11 protein-coding genes are annotated in these 16319 nt (G+C 61.3%); 3 read left to right on the plus strand and 8 right to left on the minus strand.

Features of this window, described 5'->3' with window-relative positions; genetic code table 11:
* The first annotated feature begins 34 nt into the window (after positions 1 to 34).
* Both ACYZTU_RS09985 and ACYZTU_RS09990 read left to right on the plus strand, forming a co-directional pair.
* A complete protein-coding gene (locus tag ACYZTU_RS09985; protein WP_461969802.1) occupies positions 35 to 991 on the plus strand; it encodes an alpha/beta hydrolase in 957 nt (318 codons plus the stop codon).
* 374 nt (positions 992 to 1365) lie between these two features.
* Positions 1366 to 1728 carry a DUF6124 family protein gene (locus ACYZTU_RS09990; RefSeq protein WP_461969804.1) on the plus strand — a complete coding sequence of 121 codons (363 nt, stop codon included), beginning with the start codon at positions 1366 to 1368 and terminating at the stop codon, positions 1726 to 1728.
* A gap of 69 nt (positions 1729 to 1797) precedes the next feature.
* On the opposite strand, the gene ACYZTU_RS09995 is transcribed toward ACYZTU_RS09990, so the two are convergent.
* The 5 genes from ACYZTU_RS09995 to pvdM form a co-directional block, all read right to left on the minus strand.
* Positions 1798 to 4263 carry a TonB-dependent siderophore receptor gene (locus ACYZTU_RS09995; RefSeq protein ID WP_461969806.1) on the minus strand — a complete coding sequence of 822 codons (2466 nt, stop codon included), beginning with the start codon at positions 4261 to 4263 and terminating at the stop codon, positions 1798 to 1800.
* A 215-nt stretch (positions 4264 to 4478) separates the two neighbouring features.
* Entirely contained in the window at positions 4479 to 6128 is a 1650-nt protein-coding gene (locus ACYZTU_RS10000; RefSeq protein WP_461969807.1) for a cyclic peptide export ABC transporter, read from the minus strand.
* 108 nt (positions 6129 to 6236) lie between these two features.
* On the minus strand, positions 6237 to 7100 hold the full coding sequence (gene pvdO, locus ACYZTU_RS10005; protein WP_461969809.1) for a dihydropyoverdine dehydrogenase: 864 nt from the start codon (positions 7098 to 7100) through the stop codon (positions 6237 to 6239).
* A gap of 22 nt (positions 7101 to 7122) precedes the next feature.
* Positions 7123 to 8403: a pyoverdine-tailoring periplasmic protein PvdN gene (pvdN, locus tag ACYZTU_RS10010; RefSeq protein ID WP_461969811.1), complete on the minus strand. Its 1281-nt coding sequence runs from the start codon at positions 8401 to 8403 to the stop codon at positions 7123 to 7125.
* Positions 8404 to 8433: 30 nt separating this feature from the next.
* The gene (gene pvdM / locus ACYZTU_RS10015; protein WP_461969813.1) at positions 8434 to 9783 is read right to left on the minus strand and encodes a pyoverdine-tailoring dipeptidase-like protein PvdM; all 1350 of its coding nucleotides are present in this window, start codon (positions 9781 to 9783) and stop codon (positions 8434 to 8436) included.
* A 173-nt stretch (positions 9784 to 9956) separates the two neighbouring features.
* Between pvdM and pvdP the strand changes: the two genes are divergently transcribed.
* Positions 9957 to 11561, plus strand: coding sequence for a pyoverdine maturation tyrosinase PvdP (gene pvdP, locus ACYZTU_RS10020; protein ID WP_461969815.1), 1605 nt, complete (start codon positions 9957 to 9959; stop codon positions 11559 to 11561).
* Positions 11562 to 11643: 82 nt separating this feature from the next.
* On the opposite strand, the gene ACYZTU_RS10025 is transcribed toward pvdP, so the two are convergent.
* From ACYZTU_RS10025 to ACYZTU_RS10035, 3 genes are read right to left on the minus strand one after another with little or no spacing between them, the layout of a single operon-like run.
* Complete coding sequence (locus ACYZTU_RS10025) at positions 11644 to 13038, minus strand: efflux transporter outer membrane subunit (protein WP_461969817.1); 1395 nt, start codon at positions 13036 to 13038, stop codon at positions 11644 to 11646.
* 7 nt (positions 13039 to 13045) lie between these two features.
* Positions 13046 to 15019, minus strand: a complete 1974-nt coding sequence (locus ACYZTU_RS10030; protein WP_461969819.1) for a MacB family efflux pump subunit — start codon at positions 15017 to 15019, stop codon at positions 13046 to 13048.
* Positions 15020 to 16192 carry an efflux RND transporter periplasmic adaptor subunit gene (locus tag ACYZTU_RS10035; protein WP_461969821.1) on the minus strand — a complete coding sequence of 391 codons (1173 nt, stop codon included), beginning with the start codon at positions 16190 to 16192 and terminating at the stop codon, positions 15020 to 15022.
* Positions 16193 to 16319: the final 127 nt, after the last annotated feature.

Consider the following 16319-nt stretch of genomic DNA (forward strand, 5'->3'; position numbering starts at 1 on the left):
GGTTATCGACCTATTTGTGTGAAGGATTCGTCCCATGGCTGTTTTGCCAGAACTAGAAGCATTTTTAGAACTCGCCGAGTTCGGCCGGATGACCGGCAAAAGTCGCGCGATGCATGAACAGTCGCCACAACAGGCGCGGAACGATTTTGAAGCGTCGTCGGGGTTCCTCGATGTGCCGCTGGACAGCGTTTCCTGCGAGGACTTCACCATTGCCGCGCGAGATGGCCACTGTCTGTCGGCAAGGGTGTATCACGATGGGCAAACGGTCGATGGGTTGCAACCGGTGGTGTTGTATTTTCATGGCGGCGGCTACGTGGTCGGCAGCCTCGATTCCCATGATGCGCTGTGCCGGCGACTGGCGGCACAGGGAGGTTTTGCGTTGTTGACCGTGGATTATCGCCTGGCACCGGAATGGCGTTTCCCGACGCCGGTGCAGGATGCCTGCGATACCGGTAACTGGCTGGTGCGCGAGGGCGCGGCACGTGGTTTGGACGCGACGCGGGTGGCCGTGGCCGGTGACAGCGTTGGCGCGACGCTGGCGACGGTGTTGTCGATCATGGCCGTGCGTGAACCTCAGGAACTGGCGTTGAAGCCGAAGGCGCAATTGCTGGTTTACCCGGTGACGGATGCCACGACGAAACGGGCGTCACATCGGGATTTCGCCGAGGGTTATTTGCTGGAGACGCCGACGCTGGACTGGTTCTACGGGCATTACGCGCGCACGCCAGAGGATTTGGCGGATTGGCGTTGTTCGCCGTTGCAGGCAGCGGATCTGTCCGGTGTGGCGCCGGCGTTGGTGTATTTGGCCGGGCATGATCCGTTGCATGACGAAGGGTTGGCGTACGCCGATTTGTTACGTGCTGCGGGGAATGAGGTGACGTTGTTGGAGCAGCCGGGCATGACCCATGACTTTTTGCGCATGGCGGGGTTGTTGGGGGAGGTTGAGGGGATTCATGCGGAAGTGGCGGGGTGGGTGCGTTCGCGGTTGTGATCTGAAGTCAGATCATTAAACGTCGTTTGATCGCGCTTGTTTAAAAGCCCTCAAGGTTACTTCATGAAAGCTACAGCGCCTTGCGTCGTTGCCTACAGTTACGCCAGAATCCGCCGGCTTGTGCGTCTTGGGGCCGGCCGGTAACTTGGTTCCCGTCACTGATTGTCAGTGATCGGGTTTAGTAGCCCGCCGTCCCCACCATCGGTTGCATAAGCGTCATTCAGTCAGGTTCACCTGCACTTAATGGTGGCTGTGCGCATGGCGTCCTCGGACGCGCCGGGTTTGGTGGGTGTTACCGGTCTACTAACTTGCGCACAGCCGCCACCCTTTCGTGTAGTAGCGGAATGGGTGTGGCCCTATGAGGAACACCACCAATGTTCAAACCGACACCAAACCCGCCGGAAACCGATCCGGCATCCCCGTACGAAACCCCCGATTCAAAAAAACTCCACGAAGCCGCCGACCGCGCCCTCGATTACTACCTCGGCTCGGCTGCCGATATCAAAGCCACCCCGCGCAAACTCAGCACCATGTTCATCGTCAACCCGGAGCTCGATACCGAAACCCTGCTGGCCCATGCGTGCGAGTCGCTGGCATCGGCCAATGTCATGGCCATGGATTTGGCGGACCATATGGATGGATCAAGTCGCAACTCCCTGCTGGGTATTGCGCAAGTCATCATGCTGGGCGAGCTGGCGGTGAACCGGGCGCTGGATCAGCTCGACCCACCGGGTTAACCGATCAACACAGCCATAAAAAATGCCCGCATCTCACGATGCGGGCATTTTTCATTTCAGCTCAGTAACTCAGAAATCATACTTCGCAGTGAGCTGCAGGTTGCGTGGCTCGCCGTAGAACGTGGTGTCGAAGTTGCCCAGGCCCGTCAGGTACGTCTTGTCGAAGACGTTTTTGGCATTGACGGTGAAGCTCAGGTGTTCGTCGACCTGGTAACGGGTCATCAGGTCCACCAGGGTGTAGCCGCCTTGCTTGATCTGGGTGTAGTCGCCCACGGTAGGGCTGTAGATCTTGCCGTAGAAAGCGCTCTGCCAGCTGACGCCGCCGCCGACCGTGAACTTGTTCAGGACGCCCGGCAGACGGTAAGTCGTGAACGTACGCACGACGTGTTCCGGTCGGGTGGTGGACAACGGGTATCCGAAGATACGTTGCTCGTCCTGGTCACGGGTACGGGCGTAGGTGTAGCCGGCGGACAGGTTCCAGCCTTCGGCCAGTTCACCCGCCAGTTCCAGTTCCACGCCTTTGGTGGTAGCGCCGTCGATGGCTTTGTAAATGCCTTCGTTGGTGACCGGGTTGGTGCCGATCGATTCGGCGACGTTGTCCTGCTCGATGCGGAAGAAGGCCAGGCTGGCGTTCAGTTTGCCTTCAAAGTAAGCCGCTTTCAGACCGGTTTCGTAGGCGTTGCCTTCCACCGGTTTCAGGGTCGAACCGTTGGCGTCCTTGTAGACTTGTGGCTGGTAGATATTGGTGTAGCTGGCGTAGGCCGAGTACGTGTCGTTCAGGTCATAGACCACGCCGGCGTATGGTGTGACGACGCCATGTTCCTTGTAGCTGGCGTGAGTATCGCTCAGGGTGCCGCCGGGATAGTAGGAGTAATCCTCGTTGTACTTAAAGGTGCTCAGACGGCTGCCGAGGATGAACGACAGGTCGTCGGTCGGACGCAGGCGCGTAGCCAGGTAAATACCGTTTTGGCTCTGGGTGCGTTCGTATTTGCCGTTTTTCGGGAACTCCTGTTTCGGCAGATTGCCTTCCCAGTCATAGATGCCACCCGGGACCATTTCGAAGGCGCTGGTGTCGTAAGTCGAGCCGGTCTGGCGCGAGTGCGATGCCATGACACCGGCAACCACTTCGTGTTCGCGACCGCCGAGGGTGAACGGGCCGGAGACGTTTACGTCAGCGGTGTTCTGCACGCGATGGCCTTCCCAACGACCCCAGTAAAGGAACATGCCTTCACCGGTGGCGCGGTCCGGGTTGCCGCCGCTGGCCGAGGCCAGTTGGGTATCGTGATCGGTGGTTTTCTGGTCCAGGCTGAGTTTGAGTTTCCAGTCATTGGCCAGCGCTTGTTCCAGCGATGCGAAGTAGGTGGTGCTGTCGAAATCACGACGGCTCCAGTCGGCGCCGGAGTTGAAACTGCGAGAGAAGTCGGTACGGCCGCCATCGGCGAAGTAGGTCGGGTTACCCGTCCAGGATGTACCGCGCGGGGTGGCGCTGGATTTGTCGATGCCGAAGGTCAGCAGGGTGTCGTCCGTGAGGTCAGCTTCGAGGACGCCATAAAACAGGTCTTTTTTCTGGCTGTAATGATCCAGGTAAGAGTTGGCGTCCTGATAAGTGCTCACGAAGCGACCGCGCACGTTGCCGGAATCGGTCAGCGAGCCGGAAATGTCGCCTTCTGCGCGGTATTTATCCCACGAGCCGGCGGTGGCGCTGACCGAGGCCTTGAATTCCTTGGTCGGCTTCTTGCGGATCAGGTTGACCGTGGCGGAAGGGTCGCCGGTGCCGGTCATCAGGCCGGTAGCGCCTTTAATGACTTCGATGTGGTCCAGGCTGGCAGCATCGTCGCTGTTGTTCGGGTTTTCACCGTAAACACCGTCGTAGATGGTGTTGACGCCATCGTACTGAAAGTTGGTGATGGCCTGGCCACGGGCGGAAAACTCGGTACGGTCGCTGTCGTACTTCTGCGACGAAATGCCAGGGGTGTTGCGCAAGGCGTCGCCGACGCTTTGAACGCCGCGATCGTCCATTTGCTGACGCGTCACCACGGTTACCGATTGCGGCGTTTCACGCAGGGTCAGCGGCAGCTTGGTCGCGGTGGTGGTCGCGCCGGTGGTGTAGGAACCGGTGTCTTCGGTGGTCAGGCCCAGGGCCTGGCCGGAAATGGTGGTCGCGCCCAGTTGCAGGCTCGAAGAGCCGCCGGACACCAGGGAGACGCTGTTGCCGTTGATCTGGAACGCGATGCCGGTGCCTTGCAGCATCGCCTTCAGGGCGTCGGACGGTTCCAGCGAACCGGACACCGCGCGGGACTTGATGCCGGCAACCTGGTCCGGGCTGTAGAGGATTTGCAGATTGGTCTGCATGCCCAGCTCGGTCAGCGCGTTGGAAAGCGATTGACCTGCAATGTTCACTTTCACAGGTGCTGCATTGGCCATCGAGCTCCCCAGCAAGGTGGCGGTCAGCAGTACGCTAGTGAACAGGGTGCGATGCAAAGTCGGGCGCTGTACGGCCAGCGCGAGAGGTGTGCGGCGTGTTTGAGGTCGCATTACTTACCTGAGCTCCAGAAAAAGTGTTGTGCAGAGTTTTTTGTTAATAGGAATGATTATTAGACGCAGCACGAGCAAAAAACCGGAAAGAAACCGGAAAAATAAATGTCGAAAGGCGGTTGTAGGAGCCAGGCTTGCCGGCGAAGGCGTCCTCAAGATCGCTTTCGCCGGCAAGTCGGATCGCCGCACCGCTGGCTCCTACGGGGGCCGGGTTGTCAGGCGGGGGCCAGCTCGGTGACGACCCGGCCGCTTTCCATGCGCACCAGTTGGTCCGCCATGTCGAAGTAACGGTCATCGTGGGAGATCACGATGATGGTCTTGCCCAGACGTTTGAGGTCCGGCAGCAACTCGGTGTAGAAAATGCGCCGGAAGGTCGGGTCCTGATCGGCCGCCCATTCATCGAACACCAGCACCGGACGTTCCTCCAGCCAGGCATTGACCAGAGCCAGGCGTTTGCGCTGGCCGGTGGAGAGGTCGGTGGTGGTGAAGTTGCCGTCCTTGACGCTGACCTTGTGCGCGATTTCCAGCCGTTTCAGGTATTTGTTGGCATCTTCGGGGATGTGCTGGTCGCCCTGGATCACATCATCGAACAGGTAATAGTCGGCGAAGATGGTGGTGAACAACTGGCGATAGTCATCGCGGTTCTGCGCGTCGATCGCCTCGCCGTTGACGCGGATTTCGCCCTGTTGCGGTGTGTACAGGCCCAGCAGCAGCTTGATCAGCGTGGTCTTGCCGCAACCGTTCTCGCCGACAATAAAGGTGATGTCGCCTTGCTTGATCGTCAGGTTCACCGGCCCGAGCTGGAATGGCGCAGCACCTTCGGCAGCCGGGAAGCTGAAACGCACATCGGCCAGTTTCAGTTCGTGTACCGCTTGCTTGACGTTGCCTTTATCACTGAGCAGCAGGTGAGGTTCCGGGGTGGAAAACTGCTCCGAGAGTTCGGCGATGCGGCGGAAGGCGATCTGCGCGCGGCTGACGATCGGCAAGGTGCTGATCAAATGCTCCAGCGGACCTTTCATGTACAGCAGCACCAACACAAAGCCGCTCATCACGGTTTTGTCGGCACTCGGCCAATAGGTTTGCAGGGCGAGGGCCAGGCCGATCACCACAAAGAACAGCATCGAGCCGAACGTCTTGGCAATCACGAACGTATTGATCGAGCGCACCTGGGTGTTGCAGATGAACTCGGCCGTTGCCTTTATACCCGAGACGAACATGCGCTGGCGGCGTGGACGATGAATGCGCAGTTCCTTGGCACCTTCGGCAATCGCGTTGTAGTGCTTTTGCAGTTCATCTTCGGCCTCACGGGCGGCCATGAAACCCCGCACCCCTTTGCTCTGAGCGTAAGCCTGGATCGCCGTGCCGATCAGAATCGCGGCGACCATGATCAGGAACATCGGCCACGACAGAATGGCCAGGTAGCCCATGCAGCCCAGGGTCACGGTGACGGAAATGGCCAGCGGCGCGAAGGCGAAAGCGAAGTCGCTGATGGTATCGACGTCGCGGGTCAGCACCGGGATCAACCGGTGGCTGCGATAGCGCTCGATCTGTTCGATCGGTGCCGAGAGAACCTTTTCACCCAACTGTTTACGCAGTTTGGCGATGATGTGCTGGCCCACATAGTTGGTGCCGATGTCCGAACAGATCGAACTGGCCAGTGCCAGCAGGCATAGGCCGGCGAACAGGGCGACCACGCCTTGGGTCAGGCCGGTTTCCGAATGCAGGGCGTTGTTGATGGTCGCCAGCAATACCGTGACGCTCAGGCCGCCGACCATGCCCAGGAAAATGGACGCGGCGACGATGAGCCGAAAGGGTTTCAACAGGGCGAACAATTCGCCGATGGCGCCACGGGTAGGCTGGGTCATGGAAGACAGTTCCTTGGGTCGTAAAGGCAGATACCCAGTAGAACGTCTGGTGGATGGCTTAATTTAGCCGGCCGCCGACTGGGGCGGCGACCGGTTGGGGACGACGGCTTAAAGGTCACGCACGATGCGGAAACCCATCCAGTCGCCGCGCTCTTGCGGGTACTGGCTGTTGCGGTTGCCGGAACGCGAGAACACCGGCGCTTCACCCCAGTCATTGCCGCGTATCCGCACGGCTTCGCACTTGGGCTCGACCCAGGCGCTGCCATCGGTGGGGGCTCCGACGTAATCAGGGTGTTCGCAGTCTTCAACCCATTCGTAGACATTGCCGTGCATGTCGTACAGGCCGAAGGCGTTCGGCGGGTATCTGCCCACTGGCGAGCTGTAGCTGTAACCGTCCGCCGGGCCATACGTGTTGGCGTGCTTGGCGATGCTGTATTCCTTGCCTTCATCGAACGGGAAGGGGAACGGCCCTTTGCTGCCGCCACGCGCGGCATATTCGCGTTGGGCTTCGCTGACCATGTGGTACGTCTGCCCGGTCTTTTTCGACAGCCAGATGACATAGTTTTTGACGTCGTCGAAGTTCATGCACACCGCGGGCTGACGCGGGCTCTGCGGATAACGCGGCTTGCTGGCGACGCATTCGCGACCTGGCCGGGTGTCGCCATTGGCGATGGTCACGCCACTCTCGCGTACGTAGCTGTCCCATTCGCCGGCGGTGACCTGGAAGCGGCTCATGGCGAATGGTTTGGCAAAGGTCACTTCGTGCGTCGGACTTTCATCAGGCTCGCGCCCGACTTCGTCGTCCGGCGTACCCATGGTGAAGGTGCCAGCCGGCAGCACAACCATTTCCGGGCAGTCCCGGCAGTCCTTGAACACTTTGCCCGGTTGCGCGGGTGCGGCCGCCTGAGCGGCGGTCGGCAGCAATCCTGCGAGGAGGGCGGTCAGCGTCAGAGTCAGCAGATCACGGTTCATGAATCATCTCGATTAAAGGAAATCACAGGCTCTTGCTCAACACGGCCATGAAACGGTCGATATCGTTTTCGGTGTTGAGCAGGCCGGGGGCGATGCGGATCACTGGGCCAACATCGCGGTCCACCGAGTCGCAGACCACGCGGTTTTCCATCAGATGGACGGCGACTTTTTCGCAGTCCCGACCCTTGATCCGGAAGAAGGTAAAACCGGCCGACAGGTCTGGACTCTTTGGCGTGACCAGTTCGATCTGCGGGTGCTCCAGCAAACGGTTTTTTGCGTAGGTATTGAGCGCGTGGATGCGCGCCTGCACCTCGGCCTTGCCCAGGTTCAGGTGCAGCTTGAAGGCTTCGTTCAGGGCCCAGCGATGCTCAAAGCTGTGATAGCCGCCGGGGGTCATGATGGTCGAAAAGGTGGTGGCTTCGGAGAACGTCGGGATGGTCGGCGTCACGTCCTTGAGCTCGCTCGAACGGGCGCAGATGATCCCGGTACCGCGCGGGCCGAACATCCATTTGTGGGTGCCGGCAATGAAGAAATCGCAGTGCATGTCGGGGAAGTCGAGGTCCTCGACGCCGAAGCCATGGACGCCGTCGACCACATACAGGATGCGGTCCTTGTCCTCGCGGTTGCGGTTCTGTTCGTCCACCAGTTTGCCGATCTCGCCGATCGGCAGTTTCACGCCGCTACCCGATTGCACCCACGTCATGCCGAGCACGCGGGTTTCGGGGCGAATGCCTTTGGCGATCGAACCGAGCACTTCATCCAATGAAACGTCGTGACTGTTCTCGAACAGCTTGAGCTTGCGAACCTTGACGCCGTCCTTTTGCTGGCGGTACGCCAAGGCGTAGTTGGTGGCGTAATGTTCATGTTCGCTGGTGAGGATTTCCTGGTCGGGGCGCACATGAATGCCGCCGTAAATCAGCGACAGGCCTTCGGTGGTGCTGCCGGTGAGGGCGATTTGCTCGGGCTTGGCCTTGAGGTAACGACCGGCCCAAACGCGCACTGCTTGGTCGCGCTTTTCGGTTTCCCCCAAGTCCCAGTCCATGGCCCGACCGGGATTACGGTCGAGGTTGGCGCGGTGCATGTCGATCGCGTCACGCACCGGTCTTGGGTGTGAGGTCACCAGAAAATTGGCGAAATGCAGGTAATCCGGGTCCTGATTGAACATCTGGCGCAGTTGCGCCCATTTATCCTTCGGCAGCGGCGCCGGATTGGCGGCCAGCGCCGGCAGGTTCACGGCTGCGCCCAAGGGCAGGCCGGCCGCGAGAATACCGGCCTGCTTGAGGAATGAACGACGGTTGGTCATGAGCTCGGTCCGCTTTTGCAAAAGAGGGGATCAGTTCTTGGCGACAGGTTTGGACGATTTTTGCACCTGGTCCCAGACCCGCAGGAAATTGCCGCCCCAGAGCTTGGCGATATCAGCTTCGCCGTAGCCGCGGCTGATCAGCTCGGCGGTCACGTTGCGGGCCTCGCTGACGTCTTTCCAGCCGTCCAGGCCGCCGCCATCGTTGAAGTCGGAACTGATGCCGACGTGGTCGATGCCGATTTTCTTCACCGCGTAGTCGATCGCGTCGCCGTAGTCCTTGAGCGTGGCCTTGGGCTCCTCGTCGACGATGGCGTAGAGCTGGCTGGCGTATTCGCCGAAGCGTTGTTCGGACCAGACGGTGATCACCGGATCCCCCGGCATCAGCGCCATCTCCAGGCCTTGCAACGGTTGCAGGTCGAAACGTGCGCGCAGGGCGTTGAGTTTGTCTTGGGTGGCTTGGCTGAGCGGGCGGATGTAGGTCGGGAAACCGACAATCTGCACCACGCCGCCGCTGTTCTTGATCAGCTGCATTTCCTGGTCGCTGAGGTTGCGCGGGATGTCCACCAGCCCGCGTGGCGCGGAGTGGGAAGCGACCATGGGTGCACGGCTCAGCTGGGCGACTTGCTCCAGTGCCTTGGTCGACATCTGCGAAACATCGATGATCACGCCAAGATCGTTGAGGCGGTGCACGGCTTGTTTGCCGATCTCCGAGAGGCCGCCAAGGGCGTCGCGGGAATCGTTGAAAAACGGCAACGGCCGGGACGAGTCAGCCCAGGCGTTGTTGCCCACGTAACTGAAGCCGAACATGCGCATGCCCCGGGCCGCCCATTTGTCCAGGGCGTTCAGGTCGTTGCCCAGCGGATAGGCGTTGAGCATGCTCATGAAAATCGCGAACTTGCCTTCGCCGTGCAGGCGGCGGAAATCGTCGGGGGTGTAGGCGATGGCGACCTGATTGGGAAAGTCACGAACCAGGGTGCTGATGATTTTGTAGCGGGTTTCCTGCTCGAACCGTGCCTCGTCGACGAAGCCGGCGGTTGGGCGGTGCGGGGCGTTTTCGCCGTTCCAGATTTCCGGCCAGCCGAAAATCGTCAGGGCTGCGCCGGACAAGCGTCCGCGCCCGGTCTTGACCAGGTCGAACTGCCCGGTGCCGTCCTTGTCCGCTTCATTGCCGGCGGTGCCGAAGTCCAGCGGAACGGTGACGTGGCTGTCGAAGGAAAGGATTCGCTCGTGCAACTCATCGGCCTGTTTCATTACCTTGACCGGGTAACCAGGATTGTCCTTGAACCCGTAATCCCAGGCCGCAAAGCCTGCACCGGCGCTGATCGCCAGGGCCAGCGGCAGGCCGATGTAAAGCGCCTTTTTCGAACGTGGTTTTGTCATTGCCGTCTCAGTCAGGTTCGCCGTTGGGGGGCAGGCGCAGGGGCCTTTGCTATCTGGGAAGAACGAGTGACCGCTGCAGGAATTTAGTTGTTTGTGCCGGCTCTTAAATTTGTGAAGGCAACAAACGTTCTAGCTTGGATAAAGCCTGCTTCATGGCTGACACAGGTAGGGCAATGACGATTTCTCGACGATGGTTCATGGCAGGCCTGGCGCTGACCGGCGCCGCCGTGCCTGCGGCTTTTTATGGGCATCGTGAATGGACGAAGCCGGATCCGACGATCACCCCCGGCGAAGCTTCGTTCGATGTCGCGGATGTCGCCGGCCAGCACCTGGCGAACACCCTTCGCGGTGTCTGGCAGATTCGTTTCGAAGGTCGTGATGCCGGCATAGAAGGCCTGCCACGGGACGGGCTGGAAGTGTTTCTCGATGTCGGTCACAAAGGTCGCGGCCTGAGCGGGTGCCTCGACACCGCCGAACGTTTGCGTTCGAGCGAAGCGCCGCGTTATCGGGTGCTCGGCGACCTGGCCGGCGCCAAACCGGCGCAGTTGAGCTGGCGACTGCTCAGCGCCACAGCGGACTATGAATTCAGCATGGCGCTGGACGAGGTCTGGGCCGGTTTCGGCAACGCCGGCAGCGGCACCCTCAGCGGTCGGGTGTTGAATCTGGACCGTCCGTTGATGTTGACCGCGCAGGACAATCGCTTCATTGCCATCAAGCGCGTGTTCCCCGAAGCCCGCGAGCGAACCGGTCTCAACCCGACGCTGCTGGCCTGGCTGATTTCGCCCGAGCATCGACTGTTTCATCAGCTCTGGCATGCCTCCCGGGACAAATGGCACACGCTGTCCGACGACAAGCGCGCAGCCCTGCGCGGCATTGGTTGGCAGCCTGGCCCGCGCGACAAGGAGCGTGATGCCCGTGGCAAGCGCAAGGATCGCAACGGCTCGGGTGTGGATTTCTTCTTCATGCACCGGCACATGCTCGGCAAGGCGCGCTCCCTGCAGGATTTGCCGTCCTGGTCGCACTTCCCATTGCCACAGCCGGAGCTGGCGCGGGATCGGCTCGGATTCGCCAATTATTTCGACAACCACGACGGCACCGCGCTGCCGCCTACCTGGCTGGCCGACGACGATGCCGAGTACTCGCAATGGGTCAGTGACATCAAGACCGCCGAGACCTACCACAGCAATTTCCAGGTCTGGGAGTCGCAGTACCGCGATCCGCGTTATCTGTCGACATTGACCCTGGGTCAGTTCGGTTCAGAGGTGGAACTGGGGTTGCACGACTGGCTGCACATGCGTTGGGCCTCGGTGCCGCGTGATCCAGCCAATGGCCAGCCGGTGCCATTTGCCCGGGATCCGGCGGACTTTTCCGCGCGCTGGTATGCGCCGGAAAACGACTTTCTCGGCGACCCGTTCTCGTCCCACGTCAACCCGGTGTTCTGGCACTTCCATGGCTGGATCGACGATCGTCTGGAAGACTGGTTCCGCGCGCATGAGCGTTTTCATCCAGGGGAGGTCAGTCGGTTGGAGGTGAAGGGTGTGCCTTGGTTTGCGCCGGGACGTTGGGTCGAGATCGACGACCCGTGGCTCGGCCCGAGCACTCATGGTTGCAGCACCACGCCGGGGTTGCAGACCGGCAAGTCGGTTGAGATGGACCCGGAAACCATGAAGCTGGCGTTGCGGATTACCTTTGGTGATGACGAGAAGAAGCTGGCGGATTTGTTCCGCAAAGTGCCGCAGCGGCCTTGGTATGCGCGGCATTTGAAGGCCAAAGCCTAGATCAAAAGATCGCAGCCTTCGACAGCTACAGGTGTACGTCATACCAATGTAGGAGCTGCCGAAGGCTGCGATCTTTTGATTTTTAGAGTGTCTGCCACCCCCCACCCAGCGCCTTGTACAACGCAATACTCGCCTGCAACCGCGACAATCGCAGCTGCACATTCAAATCCTGCGCCGCATACAGCGTGCGCTGTGTCTCCAGCACCGTCAGCAAATCCTCGGCACCGGCCTGATAACGGCTTTGCGCAATGTTGAATGCCGTCTGCGCCTGGTTCAGTTCTTCACTTTGCCACTGCCGCTGTTCGTCCAGTCCGCGAATGCTGTTGAGGGCTTTTTCCACATCGGCGAAGCCATTGATGATCGCCCCGCGGTATGTCTCCAGCAGTTCTTCCTGGCGGGCCGTGGCTTTGTCGCGCTCGGCACTCAGGCGACCATTGTTGAAGACCGGCGCAAGCAGTCCGGCGGTGAAGTTGTAGAAGGGGTTGCGCAGAATGTCGGCAGCGCGATCGGCACCGGAGCCGATGTCTGCGCTCAGGGTCACGGCCGGCAGCATGGCGGCGCGGGCGACGGTGACGTTGGCCTGTGCGGCGGCCAGTTGTGCTTCGGCGCGGGCGATGTCAGGTCGACGGCTGATCAGTTCACTGGGCACACCTGCAGCGATGGTTGGCCATGACAGTTGATCAAAGCGTTCCTCCCCCAAACTCAATTCCTGAACGGGCCGACCAAGCAGGGCGGCGAGGCTGATCTTCGCGTCCTGAGCCTGTTGCTGCACCAGCGGCAATTGCCGTTGTTGTGCGGCGACCAGACTTTTCTGTTGCGCCAGTTCCAGAGCCGTCGCCGAGCCCGAGTCGAAACGCGTCTGCACCCGTTGCAAAACATTCTGCGCGTTCGCCAGGTTCAGCTCGGCAATGCGGCTCTGTTCGTGCAAAGACAGGGTTTGCGCGTAGCTGTTGGCGACGCCGCTGAGCAGCGTCAACTCCACCGTCGCCTGATCGAACTCGCTGGCCTGCAGCCCGAATTGCGCACTGTCGCGGGACGCGCGTTGCCTGCCCCAAAAGTCGATTTCGTAACTGGCGCTGAGGTTGGCGTCGAAGTAATCCACCGCCTTGTTGCTGCTGTCGGCATCCAGTTGGCTGTAGCCGTTGCCGCGTAGCAGTTTCTGGCGGTTGGCTTTCAGAGCGGCCGTGACCTCAGGCAGTAGTGTGCCGCCGGCAATCACCGTGTCGGCCTGAGCCTGGCGCACCCGGGCGATGGCAGCGGCCAGGTCGTAGCTGCCGACCCGCGCCTGTTCGATCAGTTGATCCAGCTGCGGGCTGCCGAACTGCGTCCACCATTGCAGGTTGCTGCGGGTGGCATTGGCGGTATGCGGCGACTGCCAGGAGGCGGGCGGCTGGAGGCCGCTGTCCGGGCGCTGGGCGGGACTGCCGCAGGCGCCGAGCAGCAGGCAGAGGGTCAGCAGACTGAGTTGCGGCTTCATGGAGAGATCATTCACTGGTAAGGGCCGTGACCGGGTCGAGTCGGGCAGCTTTGCGGGCCGGCATGAAGCCGAAGACAACACCGGTGACCAAGGCGCAGCCGAAGGCGCCGAGCACCGCTATCAAGGAGAACGCGACAGCGACTTCGCTGAGGATCAGCACGCCGCCGACGATCAGCGCCAGGGCGATCCCGGCGAGCCCGCCGACCACCGAAAGCATCACCGCTTCGGTGAGGAACTGGCGCAGGATGTCGCGTTGGCGCGCGCCGGTGGCCATGCGGATACCGATCTCGCGGGTGCGTTCGCGCACGGTCATGAGCATGATGTTCATCACGCCGATGCCGCCCACCAGCAACGAAATCGCGGCAATCGAGCCGAGCATCAGCGACAGCGTATTTTGCGTGCGTGCCTCGGCCTGAATCATTGCGGCGTTGTTGGTCAGTTCGAAATCCTTTTTGCCGTTGTGCAATCGCAGCATCAATTGTTCGATGGCTTTTTCGGTCTCCTTGACCTTGCGTGCATCGGCCGCGGCGATGGCCACGTATTCGGGATTGTGGGTGCCGAACAGCCGCACACTCGCAGCGGAATACGGAATGGCGATGCGGTCGTCGCTGTCGGAGTCGCCGGAGCTGGCGCCTTTTTCGGCCAGTACGCCGACCACCTGGAACGGCACGTTCTCGATCAGGATGTACTGGCCGATCGGGTTGGCGACGCCCTTGAGCAACTTGGTGCGCACCTTGTGGCCAATCACCGCGACCGCCGCCGCATTACGCTCATCGTCTTGAGTGAAATAGCTGCCTTCCACCACCGGCCAATTGAAAATCGCCGGGAAGTTAGTGTCGTTGCCGCCGACGTAGCTCAAGTGGTCGAGGTTGCCGAAACGCACCCCGGCCTCTTGGCCATTGACCGGCATGATCCGCATCACCTGCGGCAGGCTCGCCACCGCAGCGACGTCATCCAGGGTGACGATGCCCAGCGGTGTTCGCGGGTTTGGCGATGAGCCGCTGAGGTAAATGATGTTAGAACCGAACGCACCCATTTGCGCCATCACCTGGCGCTTGCTCCCTTCACCCACCGCCAGCATCACCACCACCGACGCGACGCCGATGATGATCCCGAGCAACGTTAGCGCGGTGCGAAAGCGGTTGATCCACATCACCCTCCATGCGGCTTGCACGGCATCGACCAGTTCGCCTTTCCAGGCCCCGGTGGCTTCGGCGCCTTCGGTGAGGCGCTTGCGCAAGTCCACCGCTTGCAGCGCGCCGGGATTGGCCGACGCCTGTACTTCGGGGTTGTCCCGGGCGCTGTCGCTGATGATCAGCCCGTCGCGAATTTCGATGATGCGTTTGGCCCGGGCCGCCACTTCGCGGTCGTGGGTGATGAGGATCACCACGTGGCCCTGGCTCGCCAGTTCGTCGAGCAGGGCCATGACCTCGGCACCGCTGTGGCTGTCAAGGGCGCCGGTGGGTTCGTCGGCGAGGATGATGTGGCCGCCGTTCATCAAGGCTCGGGCGATGGATACCCGTTGTTGCTGGCCGCCGGAGAGCTGGTGCGGACGATTGCCGGTGCGTGAAGCCAGGCCGAGACGGTCGAGCAGGGCGGCAGCGCGGGCGTGGCGTTCGGCGACCGGCGTGCCGGCGTAGATGGCCGGCATCTCGACGTTTTCCTGGGCCGAACCGGACGGGATCAGGTGATAACCCTGAAAGACAAAACCAAAGGCTTCGCGGCGCAGCCAGGCCAGTTCGTCGCTGTCGAGTGCGGCAACGTTTTCCCCGGCGAAGCGGTATTCGCCCGAGGTCGGACGGTCGAGGCAGCCAAGGATGTTCATCAGCGTCGACTTGCCGGAGCCGGATGCACCGACGATCGCCACGAACTCTCCGGCATGGATCGACAGGTCGATGCCGCGCAACACGTGAACTTCCAGTGAATCGCCGCCGCCGTAGGCTTTGCGGATGTCCTGCAGGTCAATCAGGGGCGTCTGCATTCAGCCGCCACTCCCGTCGGCCGGGCCAATCAACAGGTGATCGCCTTCCTGCAAGCCGTCGAGGATCTGCACCCGCAGGCGATCGCTGATGCCGGTGCGTACGTCGCGTTGCTCAATGCGGCCATTTTTTGCGACGACCTGCGCGGTCTGGTTGTCGGTTTGAGTGCTGGCTTGCAGGGCGGCGATGGGTGCGGTGAGCACGTCTTTCGCCTGGTTGGAAACGAAGAATACCTGCGTGGTCATTTCCGCCATCAGCGCGTTGTCGGCGTTGTCGACGTCCAGCAGTACGGTGTAGAGCACCACGCGAGCGCTGCCGCTTTTGCTCGAACTCGCGGGGCTGCCGCCGCCCTGGCTGGTCTGGTCCAACGGCTTGGGCGGCACCGGCAGAATCTGCCGCACGGTGCTGTTCCAGCGACGGTTACCGCCGCTGAGCGTGGTGAACCAGGCCGTCATGCCCGGTTTGACGTGACCGATGTCCGCTTCCGACACCTCGGCCCAGACGGTCATCGGCGACAGCTTGGCGATACGCAGAATCAGTGGCGTCTGCTGCTGGGCGTTGAGGGTCTGGCCTTCACGGGCGTCGAGTGCGACGACGGTTCCGCTCATGGGCGCATAGATTCGGGTGTAACCCAATTCCGCCTGATCGCTGCGCAGACTGGCCTGGGCTTGGCGGATTTGTGCCTGGAACATGTCGATACGGGCCTGGGTGGCGCGCAGTTCGGCCTGGGCGGTCTGCACATCTTCTTCACGGGTCGCGCCACCGGCCTTGAGGTTCTGCTGACGCTGGAATTTCTGCCGGGCGAGGTCGTGCTGCGCCCGTTGCTCCTGCAGCTGTGCCTTGAGGTTTTCGATGGAGAAACGCCCGGCGTCGAGTTTGGCCTGCTGCGTGGAGGGATCGATTTCCACCAGCAACTGGCCTTCCTTCACCCCATCGCCGACTTCCACGTGGATCTTGTGGATCTGCCCGGACGCCTGGGCACCGACGTCGACATAGCGTCGAGGTTGCAGAGTGCCCAGCGCGGTGACGCTGCTTTCGATGTCGGCGCGGGTGACCTGAACGGTGGCGAACTGGTCGCGGCCGGGCGGGATGATCTGCCAGGCGGCGACGGCGATAACGGGGATCAGACAAAGTGCTACAAGCAGGGCGCGTCGGGTCTGTCGGGGACGTTTCATGCAGGGTTCCGGCCAATGAATATCGGCCCGTCGTTCAATCTGTGCGCAAAAACGGGCAGCAGCAGAGCGCTGTCGGGGGGCCGACAGAGACGGGGAGCTGTCCTGTAAACGAAGAAAGTACCGGGGG

It is taken from the genome of Pseudomonas sp. HLT2-19-2 (assembly GCF_054898005.1).

Bases quoted from the DNA above. Each gene is read 5' to 3' on its own strand.
- pvdM (WP_461969813.1), bottom strand. From the start codon at position 9,783: ATGACAAAACCACGTTCGAAAAAGGCGCTTTACATCGGCCTGCCGCTG.
- pvdO (WP_461969809.1), bottom strand. From the start codon at position 7,100: ATGAACCGTGATCTGCTGACTCTGACGCTGACCGCCCTCCTCGCAGGA.
- ACYZTU_RS10025 (WP_461969817.1), bottom strand. From the start codon at position 13,038: ATGAAGCCGCAACTCAGTCTGCTGACCCTCTGCCTGCTGCTCGGCGCC.
- ACYZTU_RS09990 (WP_461969804.1), top strand. From the start codon at position 1,366: ATGTTCAAACCGACACCAAACCCGCCGGAAACCGATCCGGCATCCCCG.
- ACYZTU_RS09985 (WP_461969802.1), top strand. From the start codon at position 35: ATGGCTGTTTTGCCAGAACTAGAAGCATTTTTAGAACTCGCCGAGTTC.
- ACYZTU_RS09995 (WP_461969806.1), bottom strand. From the start codon at position 4,263: ATGCGACCTCAAACACGCCGCACACCTCTCGCGCTGGCCGTACAGCGC.
- pvdN (WP_461969811.1), bottom strand. From the start codon at position 8,403: ATGACCAACCGTCGTTCATTCCTCAAGCAGGCCGGTATTCTCGCGGCC.
- pvdP (WP_461969815.1), top strand. From the start codon at position 9,957: ATGACGATTTCTCGACGATGGTTCATGGCAGGCCTGGCGCTGACCGGC.
- ACYZTU_RS10000 (WP_461969807.1), bottom strand. From the start codon at position 6,128: ATGACCCAGCCTACCCGTGGCGCCATCGGCGAATTGTTCGCCCTGTTG.
- ACYZTU_RS10030 (WP_461969819.1), bottom strand. From the start codon at position 15,019: ATGCAGACGCCCCTGATTGACCTGCAGGACATCCGCAAAGCCTACGGC.
- ACYZTU_RS10035 (WP_461969821.1), bottom strand. From the start codon at position 16,192: ATGAAACGTCCCCGACAGACCCGACGCGCCCTGCTTGTAGCACTTTGT.